Origin of the sequence: Cellulomonas sp. NS3 (genome assembly GCF_024757985.1) — a bacterium.
Classification (GTDB): Bacteria; Actinomycetota; Actinomycetes; order Actinomycetales; family Cellulomonadaceae; genus Cellulomonas_A.
Genome location: NZ_CP103289.1, coordinates 3,795,771 through 3,817,950, shown reverse-complemented (window position 1 = coordinate 3,817,950; position 22,180 = coordinate 3,795,771). Strand labels below are relative to the sequence as shown.

Sequence of the window (22,180 nt, the reverse complement as noted above, 5' to 3'; positions counted from 1 at the left end):
GAGAGCAGGACCATGCCCAACGAACCCCGCCAGTCGAAGGCCGAGCGCCGCGACGAGGCACGCCAGAAGGCGCTCCAGCTGCAGGCGGAGCAGAAGAAGCGCGAGAAGCGCAACCGGATCGTCGCGATCAGCGGCCTCGTCGCGGCGGTCGCCGTGCTCGCGGTCGTCGTGACGCTCATCCTCAGCCAGGGCAAGGACGTCGCCGCCGGCGCGGCCTACACCGGCGACCCGGTGGCGATCACCGAGGTCGAGGCCCCGTCGACCGCGCTCGAGTCCGGCGGCATCCCCGTCGGCGCCGAGGGCGTCGCGGGCGAGGAGCCCGCCGAGGACGCCACGGTCGTCGACGTGTACCTCGACTTCATGTGCCCGTACTGCGCGCAGTTCGAGGAGTCGAACGAGCCCGAGCTCGCGGCGCTGCGGGCGTCCGGCGACGTGACCGTCGTCTACCACCCGACGTCGATCCTCGACCGGTTCTCCAACGGCACCGAGTACTCGACGCGCGCGGCGGTCGCGGCGGCGATCGTCGCCGACGAGGCGCCCGAGCAGTTCCTCGACTTCACCGCGGAGCTCTTCGCCAACCAGCCCGCCGAGAACAGCGAGGGCCTCTCCGACGAGGAGATCGCCCAGATCGCCCGCGACGCCGGCGTGCCCGACGAGGTCGCGTCCCGGTTCACCGCGGCCGACGGCGACGAGGAGTGGCGCGTCTTCGCCCCGTACGTCGCGAGCCTGACCGACAACGCGGGCACGACGCTCGCGTCGGCCGGCGGCAGCGGCGAGTTCACCACCCCCGCGATCGTCATCGACGGCGAGCGGTGGGAGGAGGACTGGCAGCAGCCGGGCGCCCTCACCCAGGCGGTGACCGCCGCGAAGGGCTGACGCTAGGCTGGGCGCGGCGCCGGGGGACACCCCGGCGCCGCGCCTCCTTAGCTCAGCTGGCCAGAGCACCTGTCTTGTAAACAGGGGGTCATCGGTTCGAATCCGATAGGGGGCTCCCAGCGCCGCGGTGTCCGCCCCCGCCTCGCAGCCCGTGCACGATCGTGCAGCCCCACCCCTGCGCCCGGTCCGTCGCGGGCCGTGCGCGCGACGATGGCAGCCTGACCCTGGGGGAGGCTGCCATGAAGAACATGCGCCTGACGATCGGCGTCCCGCTCGCCCTCGCCGTGCTGGCGACCGGCGCCTACCTCGCCTCGGCCGGCTCGACCGCCGTCGCGACGCCGCCCGCGCCGAGCCCGTCCGCGCCGAGCTCCGCGAACCTGGTCAGCGGCGAGCTCGCGGGCAGCGAGAACGGTCCCGCGAAGGTGTCGCAGGACGGCGTCGAGCTCAAGACGAAGACGGCGACCACCGTCACCACGTTCGAGCTCACGTACCCCGTCGGCTCGTACTCCGGCTGGCACTCGCACCCCGGGATCGTCGTCGCGGTGGTGAAGGAGGGCGTCGTCGAGCGGCGCACCGGGTGCGGTGCGGGTGACGTCTTCGGGGAGGGGCAGTCGTTCACCGAGACCGGGCTGCACCACGTGAGCAACGCGGGCGAGGTCGACGCGGTGCTGTCGATCACGCGGATCTACCCGACGGCGAGCACCGTCGGGCGCATCGACCAGCCGGCGCCGCGCTGCTCCTGAGTCGCTCGTGGACGCGGTCTCAGTCGTCCGCGAGCTCCGACGGCAGCGGCAGGCGCAGCTGCTGGAGCAGGCGCGCCAGCGTGGCCTCGACGAACACGTCGACGGGCTCCCCGTCGGCCCCCGCGTCCGCGAGCAGGGGCCGCACGGCGTCCGCGTCGAGCGGGACGCCGAGCACGTCGAGCGCCCACACGACGAACGCTGATGTCTCGGTGTCGTTGTCGACCGCTCGGCTCGCGGCGGGGTCGTCGAAGTAGTCGCTCGGCTGGTAGCCGAGGTAGAACAGGCCCGCTGCGCCGGTGCTCCAGAACGACACGATGGCGAGGTCCGAGTCGTGGATCTCGACGCGCAGGAACGGCGCGAGCGGCGCGGCGTCGTCGCGCCACGCGCCGTCGGTGTGCAGGTGCACGCCGAAGTACCCCACGGTCTTCTCCTCCTCGACGCGGCGGTCCGGTCCGGACGGCGGCCGCCCGGCTCGACATGGTGACAGCGCCTGGGCCCGCGCGTGGGCGGTCCGTGCGCGGTTCACCCGCGCGGGCTCACGCCGCCGCGCCGCTCTCCTCGAGCAGGTGCAGCGCGGCGGTCACCGCCGCCGACCTCCGCCCCCGCGGAGCGACGCGAGGGGACCGGCGTCCCGCCGCGGCTACTCGCCGGGCTGCCCGCCGCCCGCCTCGACGGGCTCGAGGTGCGGGCGCTTCGCGACGCGCGCGTCCCCCGACGACCGTCCGCGCAGCCGCCGCGTGGCCCACGGGTAGACGTGCTCGCGCAGCCATTGCGCGTCCTCGCGAGCCTTCTGCAGGCGCGGCGGGGTGGGCAGCGGCGTGAGCGGGTCGTCCCACGCGGCGTCGTCCGGGGCGAGGCCGAGCGCGACGAGCGCGGCCTGCGCGACCCGGGCGTGGCCGTCCTCGGTGAGGTGGATCCGGTCGGGTGCCCACATGCGCCAGTCGCGCAGCGAGCGCATGCCCCACAGGTCCACCACGTGCCCGCCGTGACGCCGCGCGATCGACCACACGTGCGCGTTGTAGACACCCACCCGTCCGCGGGTCCGGCGGACGATCGGGCTGTCCGCGGAGTCGACGCCGGTCGCGAGCAGGACGTCGGCGCCGGTGGCCCGGATCCGCACCACCGCGTCCTCGAGCGAGCCGGCGAGCGCGTCGACGTCCGCCTGGGGCCGCAGGATGTCGTTGCCGCCGCCGACGAGGCTCACGAGGTCCGGCTGCATCGAGAGCGCCTCGGGCAGCTGCTCGGCGAGGATCGATCGCAGCAGCCGGCCGCGGATCGCGAGGTTCGCGTACGCGAGCGGGTCGTCGCCCGCGGCGGTGCGCCGGGTCGAGAGGTGCAGGGCGAGCACGTCCGCCCAGCCGCGGCACTCGCCGTCGGGCGTGGGCTGGTCCCACAGGCCCTCGGTGAACGAGTCGCCGATCGCGACGTAGCTGCGCCAGGGGACCGGGGCCGCGGCGGTGAGGGAGTCGGGTGAGGTGCTCTGCGCGGGGGTGCTCACCGTCCCATTGTGCCGTCGGGCACCGGGCTCAGGGCAGCGACCAGTCGACGGGCTCGGCGCCCTGCTCGACGAGCAGCGCGTTGACGGTCGAGAACGGGCGCGAGCCGAGGAAGCCGCGGTGCGCGGACAGCGGGCTCGGGTGCACGCTCTCGACGCGGGGGACGCTGCCGAGGGCGCCGCGCAGCGACTGCGCGTCGCGCCCCCAGAGCACGGCGACGAGGGGGCCGCCGCGCTCGACGAGCGCCTCGATGGCCCGGTCGGTCACCGCCTCCCAGCCCTTGCCGCGGTGCGACGCGGGTGCGCCCGGGCGCACGGTCAGGACCCTGTTGAGCAGCATGACGCCCTGGTCGGCCCACGGGCTGAGGTCCCCGGACGTCGGGGGCGTGACCCCGGTGTCGGCCACGAGCTCGGCGAAGATGTTCGCGAGCGAGCGCGGCACGGGCCGCACGTCGGGCTGCACGGAGAACGACAGGCCCATCGCGTGACCGGGCGTCGGGTACGGGTCCTGGCCGACGACGAGCACGCGCACGTCCGCGAGCGGGCGCCGGAACGCGCGCAGCACCGAGGCCCCGTCGGGCAGGTACCCCCGCCCCGCGGCGACCTCGGCGCGCAGGAAGTCGCCGGCGGCGCGGAGCTGCGGCTCGACGGGGGCGAGGGCCTGCGCCCAGTCCGGTGCGACGAGCTGGTCCAGGGGAGCGGGGTTCACGGGGGCGAGGGTACCGAGCGTGCGCCGGGGGCGGGTGAAGCCCGGCGCCGAGGGCCCGGTCCCGCCCCCTGCCGAATGACACGGGTGTCATTCGCGCCTACGATGGCGTGGTTCGCGCAGCACCCCCAGCCCGCCCCGAGCCCTCCCCGTGCCGGAGCCCGAGCCCCCCCGGAGGACGCCATGGACGCCGCCATGCTGACCGGCTCCTCGACGCAGGACACCCCCGAGACGGCCCCCCACGAGGCCGACGCCACCGGCCTCTCCGAGCGCGACCAGCAGGTCCTCGCGTTCGAGCGCCAGTGGTGGAAGTACGCGGGCGCCAAGGAGCAGGCGATCCGCGAGCTGTTCGACATGTCGGCGACCCGGTACTACCAGGTGCTCAACAGCCTGATCGACTCCCCGGCGGCCCTCGCGCACGACCCCATGCTCATCAAGCGCCTGCGGCGGATGCGCTCGACGCGGCAGCGTGCGCGCACGGCCCGCCGTCTCGGCGGCGACGCCTGACGCACGCCTCCGGGCCTGCGCGCCCGAGCGGGGTGCTGATCGCACCTTTCGAGCGGCGCGCGCGTCAACCGGCCGTCGCGCCCAGCCTCAGCCGTTAGCCTGTCCGCCGTGAGCAAGGGCAGCTACCCGTACCCCGAGGACGAGTTCGACGCTGCGGAGGACCTCGACGGCCCCCGCGGCGTGCACCGTGCTCCCCGCTCACGGTGGCGGGCGCTGCTGCCGTTCGCGATCGTCCTCGTCGTGTTCGCGGGGCTCGGTGCGGGCGTCCTGCTCTACCTCGCGAACTCGGACGTCACGCTGCCTGCGGGCCTCGGCAGCGGCACGACGGCGGGGGACGACGCGGGCGACGGGGCGACCGAGGGTGAGGGCGACGCCGCCGCCGGGGAGGGTGGCGAGGCCACCGACCCGGCCGAGGGCGACGCCGCGGAGGAGCCGCCGGCGACCGAGCCGGTCGCCCCCGCACCGGACCTCGCGTCCGCCGTGACGGTCTACAACGCCGCCCAGGTCGCCGGCCTCGCCGGGGAGACCGCGGAGACGCTCACGTCCGCCGGGTTCACGAACGTGGACACCGGCAACCACACGGGCGCGGGCGTCGACGGCACGACCGTCTTCTACGCCGCCGAGGCCCAGCGCGTGACGGCCGAGGCGGTCGCCCAGGCGCTCGGGATCACGCAGGTGCTGCAGTCGTCGACCGAGGCGGCGGCCGGCATCGCGGTCGTCCTGGAGGCGGACTTCACGCGCTGAGGTGCCGCACCCCCGACCGGGCCGCTCGGGGGTTCCGGGTGCGGGTCCCCCCGCCGTCGCGCGCGGGTCCTGGCGCGGGGGTCCGGACGCCGCCAGGCCGCCCGTCCGGCGTCCCCCGGACGCTCCCGGAACCGTGCACGACGGCGGGTCGCGTCTTGCACTCTCAGGGGTCGAGTGCTAACCATTGACTTAGCACTCTCCGGTGGAGAGTGACAGGATCAACCGGCCGACCGGTGAGGTCCACCACGCGCGGGACATGACCGCGGGAGGTGGTCCGTCCGTCGCGGGCACCGAGCGGCCACCCACGAGCACAGTGAAGGATCACCGCCCCATGGCCAAGATCATTGCCTTCAACGAGGAGGCCCGTCGCGGTATCGAGCGCGGGCTCAACGTCCTCGCCGACACCGTCAAGGTCACGCTCGGCCCGAAGGGCCGCAACGTCGTCCTCGACAAGAAGTGGGGTGCCCCCACGATCACGAACGACGGCGTCTCCATCGCCAAGGAGATCGAGCTCGAGGACCCGTTCGAGAAGATCGGTGCCGAGCTCGTCAAGGAGGTCGCCAAGAAGACGGACGACGTCGCGGGTGACGGCACCACGACCGCCACCGTGCTCGCCCAGGCGCTCGTGCGCGAGGGTCTGCGCAACGTCGCCGCCGGCGCCAACCCGATCGCCCTCAAGAAGGGCATCGAGGCCGCCGTCGAGGCCGTCACGGCCCAGCTCCTCTCGCAGGCCAAGGAGGTCGAGACGAAGGAGCAGATCGCCGCGACCGCCTCGATCTCGGCCGGCGACACGGCGATCGGCGAGCTCATCGCCGAGGCGCTCGACAAGGTCGGCAAGGAAGGCGTCATCACGGTCGAGGAGTCCAGCGCGCTGGGCCTCGAGCTCGAGCTGACCGAGGGCATGCGCTTCGACAAGGGCTACCTGTCGGCGTACATGGTCACGGACCCCGAGCGCCAGGAGGCCGTCCTCGAGGACGCCTACGTGCTGCTCGTCGAGTCGAAGATCTCGAACGTCAAGGACCTGCTGCCGCTGCTGGAGAAGGTCATCCAGTCGGGCAAGCCGCTCTTCATCGTCGCCGAGGACGTCGAGGGCGAGGCCCTGGCCACGCTCGTCGTCAACAAGATCCGTGGCACGTTCAAGTCGATCGCCGTCAAGGCGCCCGGCTTCGGCGACCGCCGCAAGGCGATGCTGCAGGACATGGCCATCCTCACGGGCGGTCAGGTCGTCTCGGAGACCGTCGGCCTCAAGCTCGACACGGTGGGCCTCGAGGTCCTCGGCACGGCGCGCAAGATCGTCGTGACGAAGGACGAGACCACGATCGTCGAGGGTGCGGGCGACGCGTCGCAGATCGCGGGCCGCGTGTCCCAGATCCGCGCCGAGATCGAGAACTCGGACTCGGACTACGACCGCGAGAAGCTCCAGGAGCGCCTCGCGAAGCTGGCCGGCGGCGTGGCCGTCATCAAGGCCGGCGCGGCGACCGAGGTCGAGCTCAAGGAGCGCAAGCACCGCATCGAGGACGCCGTCCGCAACGCGAAGGCTGCCGTCGAGGAGGGCATCGTCGCCGGTGGTGGCGTCGCGCTCATCCAGGCCGGCAAGCTCGCGTTCGAGGGCCTCAAGCTCGAGGGTGACGAGGCGACCGGTGCGAACATCGTCCGCATCGCGCTCGACGCGCCGCTCAAGCAGATCGCGATCAACGCGGGCCTCGAGGGTGGCGTCGTCGCCGAGAAGGTGCGCAACCTCCCGACGGGTCACGGCCTGAACGCCGCGACGAACACCTACGAGGACCTGCTCCTCGCGGGCGTCAACGACCCGGTCAAGGTCACGCGCTCCGCGCTGCAGAACGCGGCGTCGATCGCGGCGCTGTTCCTCACCACCGAGGCCGTCGTGGCCGACAAGCCGGAGAAGGCCGCTGCGCCCGCCGGCGGTGGCGGCGAGGACTTCGGCGGCGGGTTCTGATCCGCTGAGCCTCACCCGGCGGCCCTGAGCCGCCGACAGCGAACGGCGACGGGCCGGTCACCTTCGGGTGGCCGGCCCCTCGCCGTTCGTGCGCCCGTGCTCGCCGCGACCGAGGCGCGATCGAGACCGAGGCGAAACACACCGTTCACCGCCGCGCGTGCGTCGTGGAAACACCCGGTCCCTAGCGTCCTCGGTCATGGGCACAGGGATGTATACACCGCGGGACACAGCGCGGTGTCGCGCGATCCGGAGCCCGGACCAGGGGAGTCCCCACTCCCGCGACCCGCTGCGAAAGGCACCCCGTTGACCACATCACGCACGCGCGCACTCGCTCTGCCCGTGGCGGCCCTCGCCGTCGCCCTCGGCCTCACGGGCTGCGGCGGAGCGCGCACCGACGCCGGGTCCTCCGGCGGCAGCACCTCGTCCGGCGGAGCCGCCACCTCGTGCGTCGACACCTCGGGCGACTCCGTGAAGATCGGCTTCCTCAACTCGCTGTCCGGGACCATGGCGATCTCGGAGCAGACGGTCCGCGACGCGCTCGACCTCGCCGCCGAGGAGATCAACGCGGACGGCGGCGTGCTCGGCAAGCAGCTCGAGGTCGTCGGCGAGGACGGCGCCTCCGAGCCGACCGTGTTCGCGGAGAAGGCCGAGAAGCTCATCTCGTCCGACTGCGTCGCCGCGGTGTTCGGCGGCTGGACCTCGTCGTCCCGCAAGGCGATGCTCCCGGTGTTCGAGAGCAAGGACGCTCTGCTGTTCTACCCGGTGCAGTACGAGGGCCTCGAGGCGTCGCCCAACATCTTCTACACGGGCGCGACGACGAACCAGCAGATCGTCCCCGGCATGGACTACCTCAAGGAGCAGGGCAAGACGAAGGTCTTCCTCGTCGGCTCCGACTACGTCTTCCCGCGGACGGCGAACAAGATCATCAACGCCTACGCCGAGGCGAACGGCATCGAGATCGTCGGTGAGGAGTACGCACCGCTCGGGCACACCGACTTCTCGACGATCGTCAACAAGCTCAAGGCCTCGGGCGCCGACGCCGTGTTCAACACGCTCAACGGCGACTCGAACGTGGCGTTCTTCAAGGAGTACAAGAACGTCGGCCTCGGGGTCGACACCACCCCGGTCGTCTCGGTGTCGATCGCCGAGGAGGAGGTCGGCGGCATCGGCGTCGAGAACATCGAGGGCCAGCTCACCGCCTGGAACTACTACCAGACGGTCGAGAGCCCCGCGAACACCACGTTCGTCGAGGCGTTCAAGGCGAAGTACGGCGAGGACCGCGTGACGTCCGACCCGATGGAGGCCGCGTACACGTCGCTGTACCTGTGGAAGGGCATGGTCGAGAAGGCCGAGTCGTTCGACGTCGCGGCGGTGCAGGACGCGGCCGACGGGGTCTCGTTCGAGGCGCCGGAGGGCACCGTGACCGTGAACGGCGAGAACCACCACATCGCGAAGACGGCGCTCATCGGCAAGATCGGCGCCGACGGCCTCATCTACACCGAGTGGAGCTCGGACGAGGCGATCGAGCCCGACCCGTTCCTCGAGGGCTACGACTGGGCCGAGGGCCTGTCCTGACCTGACCAGCGGGCCGCGTCACCGCCGGGGCGGACGGCGCGGCACGACCAGCCCGCCCCGCACGGCGGCCGGCGCTCCGGACCACGGAGCACCGGCCGCCCGCGGGGCACGCACGGAAAGGGGGCCGGGATGGATGCCCTGTTCTCGCAGCTCTTCGCCGGGCTGAGCCTCGGGTCGGTGCTGCTGCTGGCGGCGCTCGGGCTCGCGCTCACGTTCGGTCAGATGGGCGTCATCAACATGGCGCACGGGGAGTTCATGATGGCGGGCGCCTACACGGCGTACGTCGTGCAGGGCGTGATCGCCGACGCCGGGGTCTCGCTGCTCGTCTCGCTCGTCGTCGGCTTCCTCGTCGGCGGCCTGCTCGGGCTCGTGCTCGAGGTCACGCTCGTCTCGCGGATGTACCGGCGGCCGCTCGACACCCTCCTCGTCACGTGGGGCGTCGCGCTCGTGCTCCAGCAGGCGGCGCGGGACGTCTTCGGCGCACCGAACGTCGACGTCCGGGCGCCGGCGTGGCTCTCCGGGGCGGTCGAGCTGTTCGGGCTCGGGGTGCCGAAGACGCGGCTGTTCATCCTGCTCGTCGCGGTCGTGTGCGTCACTTCGCTCGCCCTCGTCCTCAAGCTCACGCCGCTCGGTCGCCGGATCCGCGCGACCGTGCAGAACCGCGACCTGGCGGAGACCTCGGGCATCTCGACGCGCGCGACCGACCGGCTCACGTTCTTCGTCGGCTCGGGGATCGCCGGGGTCGCGGGCGTCGCGCTCACGCTGCTCGGGTCGATCGGCCCGACGCTCGGCACGAGCTACATCGTCGACGCGTTCCTCGTCGTCGTGGCCGGCGGCATCGGGCAGCTCAAGGGCACCGTGATCGCGGCGTTCTCGCTCGGGCTGCTGCAGGCGACGTTCGAGTACTCGACGACCGCGAGCATCGCCAAGGTGCTGCTGTTCGTCGTCATCGTCGCGTTCCTCCAGGTGCGGCCGCAGGGGCTCGTGTCGCTGCGCACGCGGAGCCTCGCGTGAGCCCGGCGGGGACCGCGGAGCGCCACCGTGGCACCGCAGGCCGGCTGCTGACCGGGGAGCGCGTCCGCACGCTCGCCGGGTTCGCCGTCGCCGCCGTCGCGCTGTTCGGCGTCGCGCCCGCGCTGCTCTCGGATTTCCGGCTCGGGCTGCTCGCGAAGTTCTGCTGCCTCGCGATGGTCGCGGTCGGCATCGGGCTCGCGTGGGGCCGTGGCGGGATGCTGACGCTGGGCCAGGGCGTGTACTTCGGCCTCGGTGGCTACCTCATGGCGATGCACCTCAAGCTCGCCGACGCCGGGCCGGGCGGGGTGCCCGACTTCATGCTGCTCTACGGCGACGGGACCGTGCCGGGCTGGTGGGAGCCGTTCCGCAGCCCGGTCGTCACGGTCGTCGCGATCGTGCTCGTCCCGGTCGCGCTGGCCTCGGCGCTGGGCTTCGCGGTGTTCACGCGGCGGGTGCGCGGGGCGTACTTCGCGATCCTGTCGCAGGCCCTCGCGGCGGCGTTCGCGATCCTGCTCGTCGGGCAGCAGAAGGTCACCGGCGGCACGAACGGGCTCAACGGGTTCCGGTCGTTCTTCGGGTACGACCTCGCCGACCCGGTCAACAAGGAGATGCTCTACCTCATCGCCGCGGGGACCCTGCTGGCGATGGTCGCTGTCGTGCGCCTGCTCATGCGCTCGCGCTTCGGGGAGCTGCTCGTCGCGGTGCGCGACCAGGAGAACCGCGTCCGGTTCCTCGGCTACGACCCCGCGGTCGTCAAGGTCGTCGCCTACGCGGTCGCGGCGGCGTTCGCCGGGATCGGGGGGGCGCTGTTCGTGCCGATCGTGGGGATCATCTCGCCCGCCGACGTCGGCGTCGTGCCGTCGATCGGGTTCCTCGTCGGGGTCGCGATCGGCGGGCGCGCGACGCTGCTCGGACCGGTGCTCGGGGCGCTCGCCGTCTCGTGGGCGCAGACCTCGCTGTCCGAGCAGTTCCCGTCGTTCTGGACCTACTTCCAGGGCGCGCTGTTCATCCTCGTCGTCGCGTTCCTGCCGGGCGGCCTCGCGTCGCTCGGGGGCGTGTGGCGGCGGTGGCGCGGCGGTCGGGCCGAGCGGGACGACGTGCCCGACGAGGTCCCGGCGCGAGCGGCGCAGACACCCACCACGACGTCCGAGACCGTCACGTCCGGGAGCACCCCATGACCGACAACCCCCAGCCGGAGCAGGTGCTCGACCCCGACGCGCTCGAGCAGGTGCTCGCCGGGCCCGACGACCGGTTCCGGCACGACTACCTCGAGGTCCGCGGCCTGCGGGTCGAGTTCGACGGCTTCGTCGCCGTCGACGAGGTCGACCTCACGGTCACCCAGGGCGACCTGCGCTTCCTCATCGGCCCCAACGGCGCGGGCAAGACCACGATCGTCGACGCGATCACCGGCCTGGCGCCGGCGACCGGGTCGGTGCGGTTCGGCGGCGTCGAGCTGCTCGGCAGGGCGTCGCACCGGGTCGCCCGGGCCGGCGTCGGGCGCACGTTCCAGACCGCGAGCGTGTTCGACGAGCTGAGCGTGCTGCAGAACCTCGACATCGCGGGGGGCTCCCGGCGCCGGGCTCGGATGCTGCTGCGGCGCCGGTCCGCTGTGCCCGAGGTCGTCGAGCAGGCGCTCGAGACCGTCGGCCTGACCGCGCTCCGGGACGCGCCCGCGGGCGTGCTCGCGCACGGGCAGAAGCAGTGGCTCGAGATCGGGATGCTCCTGGTGCAGGACTCCCGGCTGCTGCTGCTCGACGAGCCCGTCGCCGGGATGAGCCACGCCGAGCGCGAGCAGACCGGGCTCCTGCTGCAGCGGATCGGGGCGCAGCGCACGGTCGTCGTCGTCGAGCACGACATGGAGTTCCTGCGCTCGTTCGCGTCGTCGGTCACGGTGCTGCACCAGGGCCGCGTGCTGAGCGAGGGGACGGTCGCGCAGGTTCAGGCGGACCCGCGCGTCGTCGAGGTGTACCTGGGCAGCGGACGGAAGGAGCGGTGATGCTCGAGCTCGAGGGCGTGCACGTCGGGTACGGGCGCACGTCGGTCGTCCACGGCGTCGACGTGCGGGTGCCGGACGGCGCGATCGCCGCCGTGATGGGCCACAACGGCGCGGGCAAGACGACGCTGCTGCGCGCGGCGGTCGGCCTGCTCAAGGTCCGGTCGGGGACGGTCCGGCTCGCGGGCGAGGACATCACCCGGCTGCGGCCGCACGAGCGGGTCCGGCGCGGGCTCGCGTACGTGCCGCAGGGTCAGCAGTCCTTCGGGCAGCTCACCGCGCGGGAGAACCTCCAGCTCGTCGCCGACGGGCAGGGCTCCGCGGGGTCGCGGCGCACCGACGAGGCGCTGGACCTGTTCCCGGCGCTGCGCGGGCTGCTCGGGCGCCGCGCCGGGCTGCTCTCGGGCGGTCAGCGTCAGCAGCTCGCGATCGCCCGGGCGCTGATCACCGGCCCGAGGGTCCTCGTGCTCGACGAGCCGACCGAGGGCATCCAGCCGTCGGTCGTCGCGGAGATCGAGGACGCGATCCTCGCGCTCACCGCCGCGGGCGGGCTCGCGGTGCTGCTCGTCGAGCAGCACGTCGGGTTCGCGCTCGGGGCGGCGTCGCACTACGCGGTGCTCGAGTCCGGGCGGGTCGTCGCGTCGGGCGCGGGCGGGGTCGAGCACGAGGCGCAGGTCCGTGCCGCGATGGCCCTCTGACGGCGCGCGCCGGGGTGCGGCGGACGGTCCGGCCGCGCCCGAGGCCCGGGCTCCGGGCGGAGGGCCGGCCCGGCCCGCGCCGGCGGCCGCAGCCGGAGGGATACGCTCCGTGGGTATGAGCGCTGAGGTGGACGCGGGCACCGCGCCGGGGTCGGCGGGCACGTCACGGTCGCTGCGCGACGTCGTCTACGAGCGCCTGCGCGACGACATCCTCAACGGCCGTGTGTCCCCGCGCGAGCGCCTCACGGAGCCCAAGCTCGGCAAGGCGTTCGAGGTCTCGCGCACGCCGGTCCGCGAGGCGCTGTCCCGGCTGCTGTCCGACGGGCTCGTCGAGCGCACCGACTACGGCTACGCGGTCGTCGTCCCGAGCCTCGAGGACCTGCGCAACCTGTACGAGCTGCGCATCACGCTCGAGCTGCGCGGCATCGCCCGTGCCATCGAGAACCCGGGCGTGCGCCACGACGAGGACCAGGTCCGGGCCGAGCTGACCCGCTGGCAGGAGCTCCGCGACACCCCGCCCGAGCCGGACCCGGCGTTCGTGCTGCTCGACGAGGGCTTCCACCTCGCGCTGTCCCGCTCCTCGGGCAACGCGCAGCTCACCGACGCGCTCGTGACCGTCAACCAGAAGATCCGCGCGGTCCGCATGCACGACTTCGTCGAGACCGGGCGCATCGTCACGACGATCGACGAGCACATCGAGATCCTCGACCTCGTGCTCGCGCGCGACCTCGCGGCGGCGCTGACCGCGCTGCACAAGCACGTGGGGGAGTCGCTCGAGGTCGTCATGGAGCGGGCGACGAGCGCGATGACGCGGATGGCGCTCGCGGGCTGACGCGCGTCGCCCGCCCGCGCCGGCCGGCACCGACCCGGGCCGCTCGCGTAACTCAGCGTTTACGCCCGCACCCGCTGCGGGAAACACCGACTCCCTACGGTTCGAGGGCGGATACGGACGTGTATACACCTCCGCATCCGGCGGTGGAGCGCCACGACGACCCGGGCCGGACGGCTCGGCGGCGGAGCGGCGGCCCGCCGTCCGACCGCCGCCCCTCACGCCGTGGGAGCCCCCGTGTTCGAGACGTTGCTCGTCGCCAACCGAGGCGAGATCGCCTGCCGCATCCTGCGGACCGCGAAGGGCCTCGGGCTGAAGACCGTCGCCGTCCACTCCGACGCCGACGCTGCGGCGCCCCACGTCCGGATGGCCGACGTCGCCGTGCGCCTCGGGCCCGCCCCCGCCGCGGAGAGCTACCTCCGCTCCGAGCTCGTGCTCGACGCCGCTATGACGACCGGCGCCGGCGCGATCCACCCCGGGTACGGGTTCCTCTCCGAGAACGAGGTCTTCGCCGCCGAGGTCGAGGCCGCCGGGCTCGCGTTCGTCGGCCCGACCCCCGCGCACCTGCACGTCTTCGGCGACAAGCACCGGGCGCGCGTCGCGGCCGAGGCGGCCGGGGTCCCGCTCGTGCCCGGCAGCGGGCTGCTCGAGTCCCTCCCCGACGCGCTCGCCGCGGCCGACGCCGTCGGGTACCCCGTGATGCTCAAGGCCGTGGGCGGCGGCGGCGGGATCGGCATGCAGGCGTGCGCCGACGCGACCGAGCTCGCGGGCGCGTACGAGAAGGTGCAGCGCATCGCGGCGGCGAACTTCGGCAGCGCCGGGGTCTTCCTCGAACGGTTCGTCGCGCGGGCCCGGCACCTCGAGGTCCAGGTCTTCGGCGACGGCGACGGACGCGTCGTGAGCCTCGGCGACCGCGACTGCTCGCTCCAGCGCCGGAACCAGAAGGTGCTCGAGGAGGCCCCGGCCCCGAACCTGCCCGACGACGTGCGCGAGCGCATGCAGACCTCGGCGCGCGCCCTCACCGCGTCGGTCGCATACCGCTCGGCCGGCACCGTCGAGTACGTGCACGACGTCGACCGCGGCGAGGTGTCGTTCCTCGAGGTCAACACGCGCCTGCAGGTCGAGCACCCCGTGACCGAGGAGGTCACCGGCGTCGACCTCGTCGCGTGGATGCTGCGGCTCGCCCAGGGCGACCCCGACTTCAGCGACGAGCTCGCGGCGCTGCCCGTGACCGGCCCGGGGCTGCGCGGGCACGCCGTCGAGGCGCGCGTGTACGCCGAGGACCCGCGGCACGACTACCGGCCCAGCGCCGGGCTGCTCACCGACGTCCGGTACCCCGAGGGCGTGCGCGTCGACGCGTGGGCCGAGACCGGCCAGGAGGTCACGACCCACTACGACCCGATGCTCGCGAAGGTGGTCGTGCACGGCGCCGACCGGGCCTCGGCGCTCGCGGCGGCGACCGACGCGCTCGCCGGGACCCGCGTGACGGGCGTCCAGACGAACCTGCCGCTGCTGCGGGCCGCCGTCGCCGTCCCCGAGGTCGTGGCGGCCACCCACACGACCGCCACGCTGGCGGGCGTCACGGACGACGAGCCGCACGTCGAGGTGCTGCGCGGCGGGGTCATGACCACGGTGCAGGACTGGCCCGGGCGGCTCGGGCACTGGGACGTCGGCATCTCGCCGTCGGGCCCGATGGACGACCTGTCGTTCCGGCTCGGCAACCGCGCGCTCGGCAACCCCGAGGGCGCGCCCGGGCTCGAGTGCACGCTCGTCGGCCCGCGCCTGCGGTTCAGCCACGAGGCGGTCGTGTGCGTGACGGGTGCCCCGGCGCCGGTCACGGTCGACGGCGAGCCCGTCCCGCAGTGGGAGCCGGTGACCGTGCCGGCGGGCGCGGTGCTCGACGTCGGGGCGCCGCACGACGCGGGCCTGCGCACGCACGTGCTGCTGCGCGGCGGGCTGGACGTGCCGCTCTACCTCGGGTCGGCGTCGACGTTCTCGCTCGGAGGGTTCGGCGGGTACACCGGGCGCGCGCTCGTCGTCGGTGACGTGCTGGTCCCGGCAGCCGTGGCCGACGACGCGCCGGCCGCGGCGGCCGTCGCCGAGGACCTGCGGCCCGAGCTCGTGCACGAGTGGCACGTCGCGGTGCAGGAGGGCCCGCAGCCCGCACCGTCGTACTTCACGCCCGAGGACATGGCGATGCTCTACGCCGCGACGTGGCAGGTGCAGACGCACGCGAACCGCACCGGCATCCGGCTCACCGGGCCCAAGCCGCAGTGGGCGCGACCCGACGGCGGCGAGGCCGGGCTGCACCCGTCGAACCTCCACGACAACCCGTACTCGGTCGGTGCGCTCAACGTCAGCGGCGACACCCCGATCCTCCTCGGGCCCGACGGGCCGAGCCTCGGCGGCTTCGCGTGCCCGGTCACCGTCGTCGCGGGGCACCGCTGGAAGATGGGCCAGATCCGCCCCGGCGACACCGTGCGGCTCGTCCCCGTGCCCGAGGCGACCGCGGACGCGCTGCGGGGGTCCGACGCGCTGCGCGGGCTCGACCGGGTGGGCGGGGCGACCGGGCCCGACGGCGACGACGGCGTGCTGCACCGCATCCCCGGCGACCCGCCCGACCCGCTGGCCCGACCCGAGGTCGTCTACCTGCGCGGAGCCGACGACAACGTGCTCGTCGAGTACGGCCCCATGACGCTCGACCTCGGGCTGCGGCTGCGCGTGCACGCGCTCGGCGAGGCGCTCCGGGCGCGCATCGACGCCGGCCTGGCCGGGGTGGTCGACCTCACGCCCGGCGTGCGGAGCCTGCACGTGCACGTCGACCCGGACGTGCTCGGCGTGCGCGCGCTCGTCGCCGTGCTGGCCGAGCTCGAGGCGACGCTGCCGCCCACGGCGGACCTCGTCGTCCCCAGCCGGCGCATCCACCTCCCGATGTCCTTCGACGACCCCTGCATCGCCGAGGCCACGTCCCGCTACGCCGCGGGGGTCCGCGCCGAGGCACCGTGGCTGCCCTCGAACATCGAGTTCATCCGCCGCGTCAACGGGCTCGACTCCACGGACGACGTGCACCGGACGATGTTCGACGCGGAGTACCTCGTGCTCGGGCTCGGCGACGTGTACCTCGGGGCGCCGCTCGCCGTGCCGCTCGACCCGCGGCACCGGCTCATGACCACCAAGTACAACCCGGCGCGCACGTGGACCGCGGCGGACACCGTCGGGCTCGGCGGCACGTACCTGTGCGTCTACGGCATGGACTCCCCGGGCGGCTACCAGCTGGTCGGGCGGACCGTGCCGATCTGGTCCGGCCACCGCCAGCGCGGGGTCTTCGAGCCGGGCACCCCGTGGCTGCTGCGGTTCTTCGACCGCATCGTGTGGCACCCGGTGAGCGCGGAGGAGCTGGTCGAGCAGCGCGCCGCGTTCGCCGCCGGGCGCCTGGACGTCGAGGTCGAGCACGGCACGTTCTCCTACGCCGAGCACCTCGCGATGCTGGCGTCCGAGCACGACGCCATCGCCGCGTTCCAGTCCCGGCAGGCCGAGGCGTTCGCCGCCGAGCGCGCCGCGTGGGAGGCCGCGGGGGAGTTCGCGGTCGAGGAGCCCGCGGACGAGGCCGGAGGGGCGCACGCACCGGGCGGGGCGGCAGGCGGCCCCGGGTTCGAGGTCCCGGCGAGCTGCGTGCTCGTCGAGGCGCCCATGGTGGGGAGCGTGTGGCGCGTCGAGGTGCGTGAGGGCGAGCAGGTCCGCGCGGGCGACCCGCTCGTCGCGCTCGAGGCCATGAAGCTCGAGCTCGCGGTCGACGCCCCGGCGGACGGACGCGTCCGGCAGGTGCTCGTCGAACCGGGTCAGCACGTGGCGCCGGGGGCGCCGCTCGTCGTCGTGGAGGTGGGGGCATGAGCGCCGTCGAGCGGGTCCGTGCGGCGTACCGCCGGATCGCGGAGGTCGACCGGCCCGAGGTGTGGATCGCGCTGCAGCCCGAGACCCAGGCGCTCGCGGCAGCGGCCGACGTCGACGCCCGGGCCGCCGCGGGCGAGGACCTCCCGCTCGCCGGGACGACCCTCGCGGTCAAGGACAACGTCGACGTCGCGGGCCTCCCGACGACCGCGGGCTGCCCGACCTACGGCGTCATGCCCGCGACGCGCACCGCGCCGGCCGTCCAGCGGCTCGTCGACGCGGGCGCCGTCGTGCTGGGCAAGACGAACCTCGACCAGTTCGCGACCGGGCTGGTCGGGACCCGCTCGCCGTACGGCGCGGTCCGGCACGCGACGCTGCCCGAGCGGGTGTCGGGCGGGTCGAGCTCCGGGTCGGCGGTCGCCGTCGCGCTCGGCATCGCGGACGTCGGCATCGGCACGGACACGGCCGGCTCGGGGCGGGTGCCCGCGGCGTTCCACGGGATCGTCGGGATCAAGACGACGCTCGGGCTCGTGCCGACCTCCGGCGTGGTGCCCGCGTGCCGGTCCTACGACGTCGTGACCACGTTCACGCGCGACCTCGACCTGGGTGTGCTCGCCACGCGCCTCATGACCGGGCCCGACGCCGCCGACCCCACCGGCCGCGTGTGGCCACCCGACGTCCGGCTCGGGCTGCGGCCCGACCCCGTGGTGGCGGTCCCGCGCGCGGCCGACCTCGCACCGCTGTCGCCGGGCTGGCGCGCGGCGTTCGCGGACGCGGTGGATGCCGTCGGGCGCACCGGCGCGCGGGTCGTGGAGGTCGACGTCTCGCCCATGCTCGAGGCCGCGCGGCTGCTGTACGACGGCGCGATCGTCGCCGAGCGGTACGCCGCCGTCGGCGAGTTCCTCGCGCACGCGCACGCGGCCGGCGACGCGGGCGTCGACCCGGTGGTCGCGGGCATCGTGCTCGGCGGGCGTGACGTGACCGCCGCCGCGTACGTGCAGGACCGGGAGGCCCTCGACCGGGCGCGCGCCGACGCGCTCGGCACGCTCGCCGGCGCCGACCTGCTGCTCCTGCCCACGACGACCGAGCACCCCACGATCGCCGCGGTGCAGGCCGACCCCGTAGCCATCAACCGTCGCCTCGGCACGTACACGAACTTCGTCAACCTCCTGGACCTGGCCGCGGTGGCGGTCCCCGCGGGCGAGGCCGACGGCGGACCGTTCGGGGTCACCGTGCTCTCCCGTGCCTTCGACGACCAGCTCGCGCTCGACCTCGCCGGGCGCATGCTCATCGTCCAGGGCGGCGCGGCGGACGACGAGCCCGCACCGGTCGCGCCGCTCGTCGACACCGGCGTCGAGGTCGCGGTGTTCGGCGCGCACCTACGCGGCCAGCCGCTCAACGGTCAGCTCGACGCGCTCGGCGCGCGCTTCGTCCGCACCGTCGCGACGTCCGACGCCTACCGGCTGGCGGCGCTCGCGACGCACCCCCCGAAGCCCGGGCTCGTGCGCGCCGGACCGGGGGAGGGTGCGTCGATCACCGGCGAGGCGTGGCTCGTGTCCGTCGCCGGCCTCGGTCGCCTCCTCGCGACGCTCCCCGCACCGATGCTCCTCGGACCCGTCGAGCTCGACGACGGCACGTGGGTCGTCGGCTTCGGGTGCGCCCTCGACGCCGCCGCCGCCGGCGACGACATCACCGTGCACGCGAGCTGGCCGGCCTACCTCAGGAGCGGGACGCCCGCGGCCGGGCCTGCGGTGGCCGTGCGCTGAGCCGGCGGCTCGCGCCGGACGGATCTCGCACGGTCGTCGGGAGGTGCGCCCGCGCCGATCCCGGCACCGGGCGACGGCTCCCCGAGGCGCCGCCGTCAGAGTCCCGGAGGCGTCGGAGCAGCCTGGAGGCGATACGTGTGCGTGTACGCGTTGAGCGTCTCGCCGCGGTTGAAGGCCACGACGGTGAGCCCGAGCTCCTCGGCGAGCTCGACCGCGAGCGCTGAGGGCGCCGAGACCGCCGAGAGGACGGGGACACCGGCCATCGCGGCCTTCTGGACCAGCTCGAACGACGCCCGTCCCGACACCTGGAGAACGGCGCCGCGCAGGGGGAGCAGGCCGTCTCGGAGGGCCCACCCGACCACCTTGTCCACGGCGTTGTGCCGGCCGACGTCCTCCCGCACGCAGGCGAGCCGGGGTTCCGACTGGGCGGTGGGGCCGCCGACCGGGACGAACAACGCCGCAGCGTGCACCCCACCGGTCCGGCCGAACACCGCCTGCTGCGCCCGCAGCCGCTCCGGGAGGGCCAGGAGATGGTCCAGCCGCACGGTGGCCCCGTCGCCGGCCACGTCGAACGCGCTCACCTTGTGCACGGCCTCGATCGAGGCGGTGCCGCACACGCCGCAGCTGCTCGACGTGTACACGTGCCGCTGCAGGGAGGTGTCGGGGAGGTCGACGCCGGCGGCGAGGCGGACGTCCACGACGTTGTAGTCCCGTTCCCCCGTGGCACCGATGCCTCCGCGGTGGCTGATCGTCGCGATGTCCCTCTCGGCGCGGACCACCCCCTCGGAGACGAGGAAGCCGGCGACGAGGTCGACGTCGTTGCCGGGTGTGCGCATCGTGATCGTGAACGGGGTGCCGTGGATGCGGACCTCGAGCGGCTCCTCCCCTGCGAGCTCGTCCGCACGCTCGTGCACCAGGCCCGAGGCCGTCATCCGCTGCACCCGCCACCGCTTGGTCAGCCGCATGGCCACACCCTCTCGCGCGCCGGCCAGACGCGCAGGCCTGGCACTGGACTCCCCAGCCCCCGGTCGTAGCATGACGAGATGGCAACGACGCCCTCGGACGACATCGACCAGCCGGCGGTGAAGGTGAGCCCGCCCAAGCGCACGTCCGCGGGGCTGCCCGGCGTGACGACGGCCATGCGGCACGCCGTCCGGGAGATGGGCCCGGTGCGCTCAGCCAGCGGTCTGCTGAGGATGAACCAGCCCGGCGGCTTCGACTGCATGAGCTGCGCCTGGCCCGACCCGAACGCCCCCGACCGCAGCCACGCCGAGTTCTGCGAGAACGGGGCCAAGGCCCTCGCCTCCGAGGCGACCCGCAAGCGCGTCCGGCCCGAGCTCTTCGCCGAGCACTCGATCGACGACCTCGCTGCCCGCGACGACCACTGGCTCAACCGGCAGGGACGCCTGACCACTCCCATGATCCGTGAGGACGGGGCGAGCCACTACAGCCCGATCTCCTGGGAGGCGGCGTTCGAGCGCATCGCCCGCGAGCTCCACGGACTCGACGGCCCCGACCAGGCTGCCTTCTACACGTCCGGCCGCACGTCGAACGAGGCCGCCTTCCTCTACCAGCTCATGGTGCGGGGACTGGGGACGAACAACCTGCCGGACTGCTCCAACATGTGCCACGAGTCGTCCGGCGAGGCGCTCGGCACGACGATCGGCATCGGCAAGGGGTCGGTGACGCTGCACGACGTCGAGACCGCCGGGCTCATCATCATCGCGGGGCAGAACCCCGGCACCAACCACCCGCGGATGCTCACCTCGCTCGAGAAGGCCAAGCAGCAGGGAGCCGTGATCGTGGCGGTGAACCCGCTGCCCGAGGCGGGACTCACCCGCTACCGCAACCCGCAGACGGTGCACGGCATGGTCGGACGCGGGACGCGCATCGCTGACGTCCACCTGCAGGTCCGCCTCGGCGGCGACCTCGGCGTCTTCCAGGGGCTGGGAAAGCTCCTCCTGGAGGCCGAGGAGGCCGGGCGGCGGACCATCGGCATGACCAGCGTGCTCGACCACGCCTTCCTCGAGCGGCACACCGCCGGCCTCGAGGAGTACCTCGACGGGGTGCGGGCCACCCCGTGGAGCGACATCGAGGAGGCGACGGGACTCACCGAGACGGCCCTCCGCGAGGTGGGTGAGCTGCTTCTCGACTCGAACCGCACGATCGTCGCATGGGCCATGGGTCTGACCCAGCACAAGCACGCCGTCGCGACGATCAAGGAGATCGTCAACCTCGTCCTGCTGCAGGGGAACCTCGGGAAGCCCGGGGCGGGGCTGCTGCCCGTGCGCGGGCACTCCAACGTCCAGGGCGACCGGACGATGGGCATCTTCGAGAAGATGCCGCAGCCCTTCCTCGACCGGCTGGAGGCGGAGTTCTCGTTCGCGAGCCCCCGCGAGGCGGGACATGACACCGTCAACACCATCCGTGCCATGAGGGATGGACGGGTGCGCTTCTTCATGGGGATGGGCGGCAACTTCCTCAAGGCCGCGCCGGACACGGCCGTGACCGAGGCGGCGCTGCGCTCCTGCGCCATGACCGTCCAGGTCAGCACGAAGCTCAACCACTCCCACCTCGCGCCGGGGCGCACCGCGATCATCCTGCCGACCCTCGGACGCTCGGACCTCGACGCGCAGCGGACCGGTCGGCAGCGAGTCACGGTCGAGGACTCCATGTCGATGGTCCACGCCTCGTCGGGGCACCTCCCGCCTCCTGCGCCGGATCTGCTCTCCGAGATCGCGATCGTGTGCCGGCTCGCCCGGGCGATCTTCCACGACGAGCAGGGCCGGGCACGCCCCGGCAGTCCGCAGGCGGACTGGCAGGCGATGGAGGACGACTACCGGGTGATCCGCCGGCACATCGAGGCCGTCGTGCCCGGGTTCGTCGACTACGAGCGGCGGATCGACGCGCCTGGGGGCTTCCGGCTGCCGCACGGGCCGCACGACGTCCGGACCTTCGAGACGACCAGCACCAAGGCGCACTTCACCCGAACCCCGCTGTGGTGGCCGACCGTGCCGCCCGGTCGCCTCCTCCTCCAGACCATGCGGTCGCACGACCAGTACAACACCACGGTCTACGGCCCGGACGACCGCTACCGCGGCATCTCCGGCGGGCGCCGTGTCGTCATGGTCAACGCGGCGGACCTCCTCGAGCTCGGGTTCACCGACGGCGACGTGGTGGACCTCGTCTCCGAGTTCACCGACGGGGTGGAGCGGCGGGCCGAGGGCTTCCTCGTCGTCGCGTACGACACCGCGAAGGGGTGTGCGGCGTCGTACTTCCCCGAGACCAACGTGCTGGTTCCGCTCGACTCCACCGCCGACGACTCGAACACCCCCACGAGCAAGAGCATCGTCATCCGGCTGGAACGCGCGGCGACGTGACGGACAGCG

The 22,180-nt window shown here is 73.7% G+C and carries 18 protein-coding genes and 1 tRNA gene; 15 read left to right on the top strand and 4 right to left on the bottom strand.

Annotated features, from left to right (window positions below):
- The first annotated feature begins 12 nt into the window (after nt 1-12).
- The 3 genes from NXY84_RS17280 (at nt 13) to NXY84_RS17270 (ending at nt 1,619) form a co-directional block, all read left to right on the top strand.
- Nucleotides 13-876 (top strand): DsbA family protein, encoded by an 864-nt coding sequence (locus tag NXY84_RS17280; protein WP_258724269.1) that lies wholly within the window; start codon nt 13-15, stop codon nt 874-876.
- A 41-nt stretch (nt 877-917) separates the two neighbouring features.
- Nucleotides 918-991, top strand: a tRNA-Thr gene (locus tag NXY84_RS17275).
- 124 nt (nt 992-1,115) lie between these two features.
- Nucleotides 1,116-1,619 carry a hypothetical protein gene (locus NXY84_RS17270; protein WP_258724268.1) on the top strand — a complete coding sequence of 168 codons (504 nt, stop codon included), beginning with the start codon at nt 1,116-1,118 and terminating at the stop codon, nt 1,617-1,619.
- Between the two features lie 19 nt (nt 1,620-1,638).
- On the opposite strand, the gene NXY84_RS17265 is transcribed toward NXY84_RS17270, so the two are convergent.
- From NXY84_RS17265 to NXY84_RS17255, 3 genes are all read right to left on the bottom strand, one after another.
- The gene (locus NXY84_RS17265; RefSeq protein WP_258724267.1) at nt 1,639-2,040 is read right to left on the bottom strand and encodes a hypothetical protein; all 402 of its coding nucleotides are present in this window, start codon (nt 2,038-2,040) and stop codon (nt 1,639-1,641) included.
- A gap of 219 nt (nt 2,041-2,259) precedes the next feature.
- Nucleotides 2,260-3,117, bottom strand: coding sequence for an SGNH/GDSL hydrolase family protein (locus NXY84_RS17260; protein ID WP_258724266.1), 858 nt, complete (start codon nt 3,115-3,117; stop codon nt 2,260-2,262).
- 28 nt (nt 3,118-3,145) lie between these two features.
- Nucleotides 3,146-3,823, bottom strand: a complete 678-nt coding sequence (locus NXY84_RS17255; RefSeq protein WP_258724265.1) for a uracil-DNA glycosylase — start codon at nt 3,821-3,823, stop codon at nt 3,146-3,148.
- A gap of 192 nt (nt 3,824-4,015) precedes the next feature.
- Between NXY84_RS17255 and NXY84_RS17250 the strand changes: the two genes are divergently transcribed.
- The 11 genes from NXY84_RS17250 (at nt 4,016) to atzF (ending at nt 18,791) form a co-directional block, all read left to right on the top strand.
- The gene (locus tag NXY84_RS17250; protein WP_258727259.1) at nt 4,016-4,327 is read left to right on the top strand and encodes a DUF3263 domain-containing protein; all 312 of its coding nucleotides are present in this window, start codon (nt 4,016-4,018) and stop codon (nt 4,325-4,327) included.
- 108 nt (nt 4,328-4,435) lie between these two features.
- A complete protein-coding gene (locus tag NXY84_RS17245) occupies nt 4,436-5,071 on the top strand; it encodes a LytR C-terminal domain-containing protein (protein ID WP_258724264.1) in 636 nt (211 codons plus the stop codon).
- A gap of 331 nt (nt 5,072-5,402) precedes the next feature.
- Nucleotides 5,403-7,028, top strand: coding sequence for a chaperonin GroEL (gene groL / locus NXY84_RS17240; protein WP_258724263.1), 1,626 nt, complete (start codon nt 5,403-5,405; stop codon nt 7,026-7,028).
- 339 nt (nt 7,029-7,367) lie between these two features.
- Nucleotides 7,368-8,603 (top strand): urea ABC transporter substrate-binding protein, encoded by a 1,236-nt coding sequence (gene urtA / locus NXY84_RS17235; RefSeq protein WP_258724262.1) that lies wholly within the window; start codon nt 7,368-7,370, stop codon nt 8,601-8,603.
- Between the two features lie 129 nt (nt 8,604-8,732).
- Entirely contained in the window at nt 8,733-9,617 is an 885-nt protein-coding gene (gene urtB, locus NXY84_RS17230) for an urea ABC transporter permease subunit UrtB (RefSeq protein ID WP_258724261.1), read from the top strand.
- Nucleotides 9,614-10,795: an urea ABC transporter permease subunit UrtC gene (urtC, locus tag NXY84_RS17225; protein WP_258724260.1), complete on the top strand. Its 1,182-nt coding sequence runs from the start codon at nt 9,614-9,616 to the stop codon at nt 10,793-10,795. Before urtB ends, urtC begins: the two co-directional genes overlap by 4 nt.
- Nucleotides 10,792-11,613, top strand: a complete 822-nt coding sequence (urtD, locus tag NXY84_RS17220; protein WP_258724259.1) for an urea ABC transporter ATP-binding protein UrtD — start codon at nt 10,792-10,794, stop codon at nt 11,611-11,613. The genes urtC and urtD overlap by 4 nt, the downstream gene beginning before the upstream one ends.
- Entirely contained in the window at nt 11,613-12,308 is a 696-nt protein-coding gene (gene urtE, locus NXY84_RS17215; RefSeq protein WP_258724258.1) for an urea ABC transporter ATP-binding subunit UrtE, read from the top strand. The genes urtD and urtE overlap by 1 nt, the downstream gene beginning before the upstream one ends.
- A gap of 115 nt (nt 12,309-12,423) precedes the next feature.
- The gene (locus NXY84_RS17210; RefSeq protein ID WP_258724257.1) at nt 12,424-13,140 is read left to right on the top strand and encodes a GntR family transcriptional regulator; all 717 of its coding nucleotides are present in this window, start codon (nt 12,424-12,426) and stop codon (nt 13,138-13,140) included.
- A 234-nt stretch (nt 13,141-13,374) separates the two neighbouring features.
- Entirely contained in the window at nt 13,375-17,028 is a 3,654-nt protein-coding gene (gene uca, locus NXY84_RS17205; protein ID WP_258724256.1) for an urea carboxylase, read from the top strand.
- A complete protein-coding gene (gene atzF / locus NXY84_RS17200; protein WP_258724255.1) occupies nt 17,025-18,791 on the top strand; it encodes an allophanate hydrolase in 1,767 nt (588 codons plus the stop codon). The genes uca and atzF overlap by 4 nt, the downstream gene beginning before the upstream one ends.
- 95 nt (nt 18,792-18,886) lie before the next feature.
- Here atzF and fdhD read toward each other — a convergent pair whose 3' ends face one another.
- Nucleotides 18,887-19,756 (bottom strand): formate dehydrogenase accessory sulfurtransferase FdhD, encoded by an 870-nt coding sequence (fdhD, locus tag NXY84_RS17195; RefSeq protein ID WP_258724254.1) that lies wholly within the window; start codon nt 19,754-19,756, stop codon nt 18,887-18,889.
- Between the two features lie 78 nt (nt 19,757-19,834).
- Here fdhD and NXY84_RS17190 point away from each other — a divergent pair, with 78 nt between their 5' ends.
- A complete protein-coding gene (locus tag NXY84_RS17190) occupies nt 19,835-22,171 on the top strand; it encodes an FdhF/YdeP family oxidoreductase (protein ID WP_258724253.1) in 2,337 nt (778 codons plus the stop codon).
- Nucleotides 22,172-22,180: the final 9 nt, after the last annotated feature.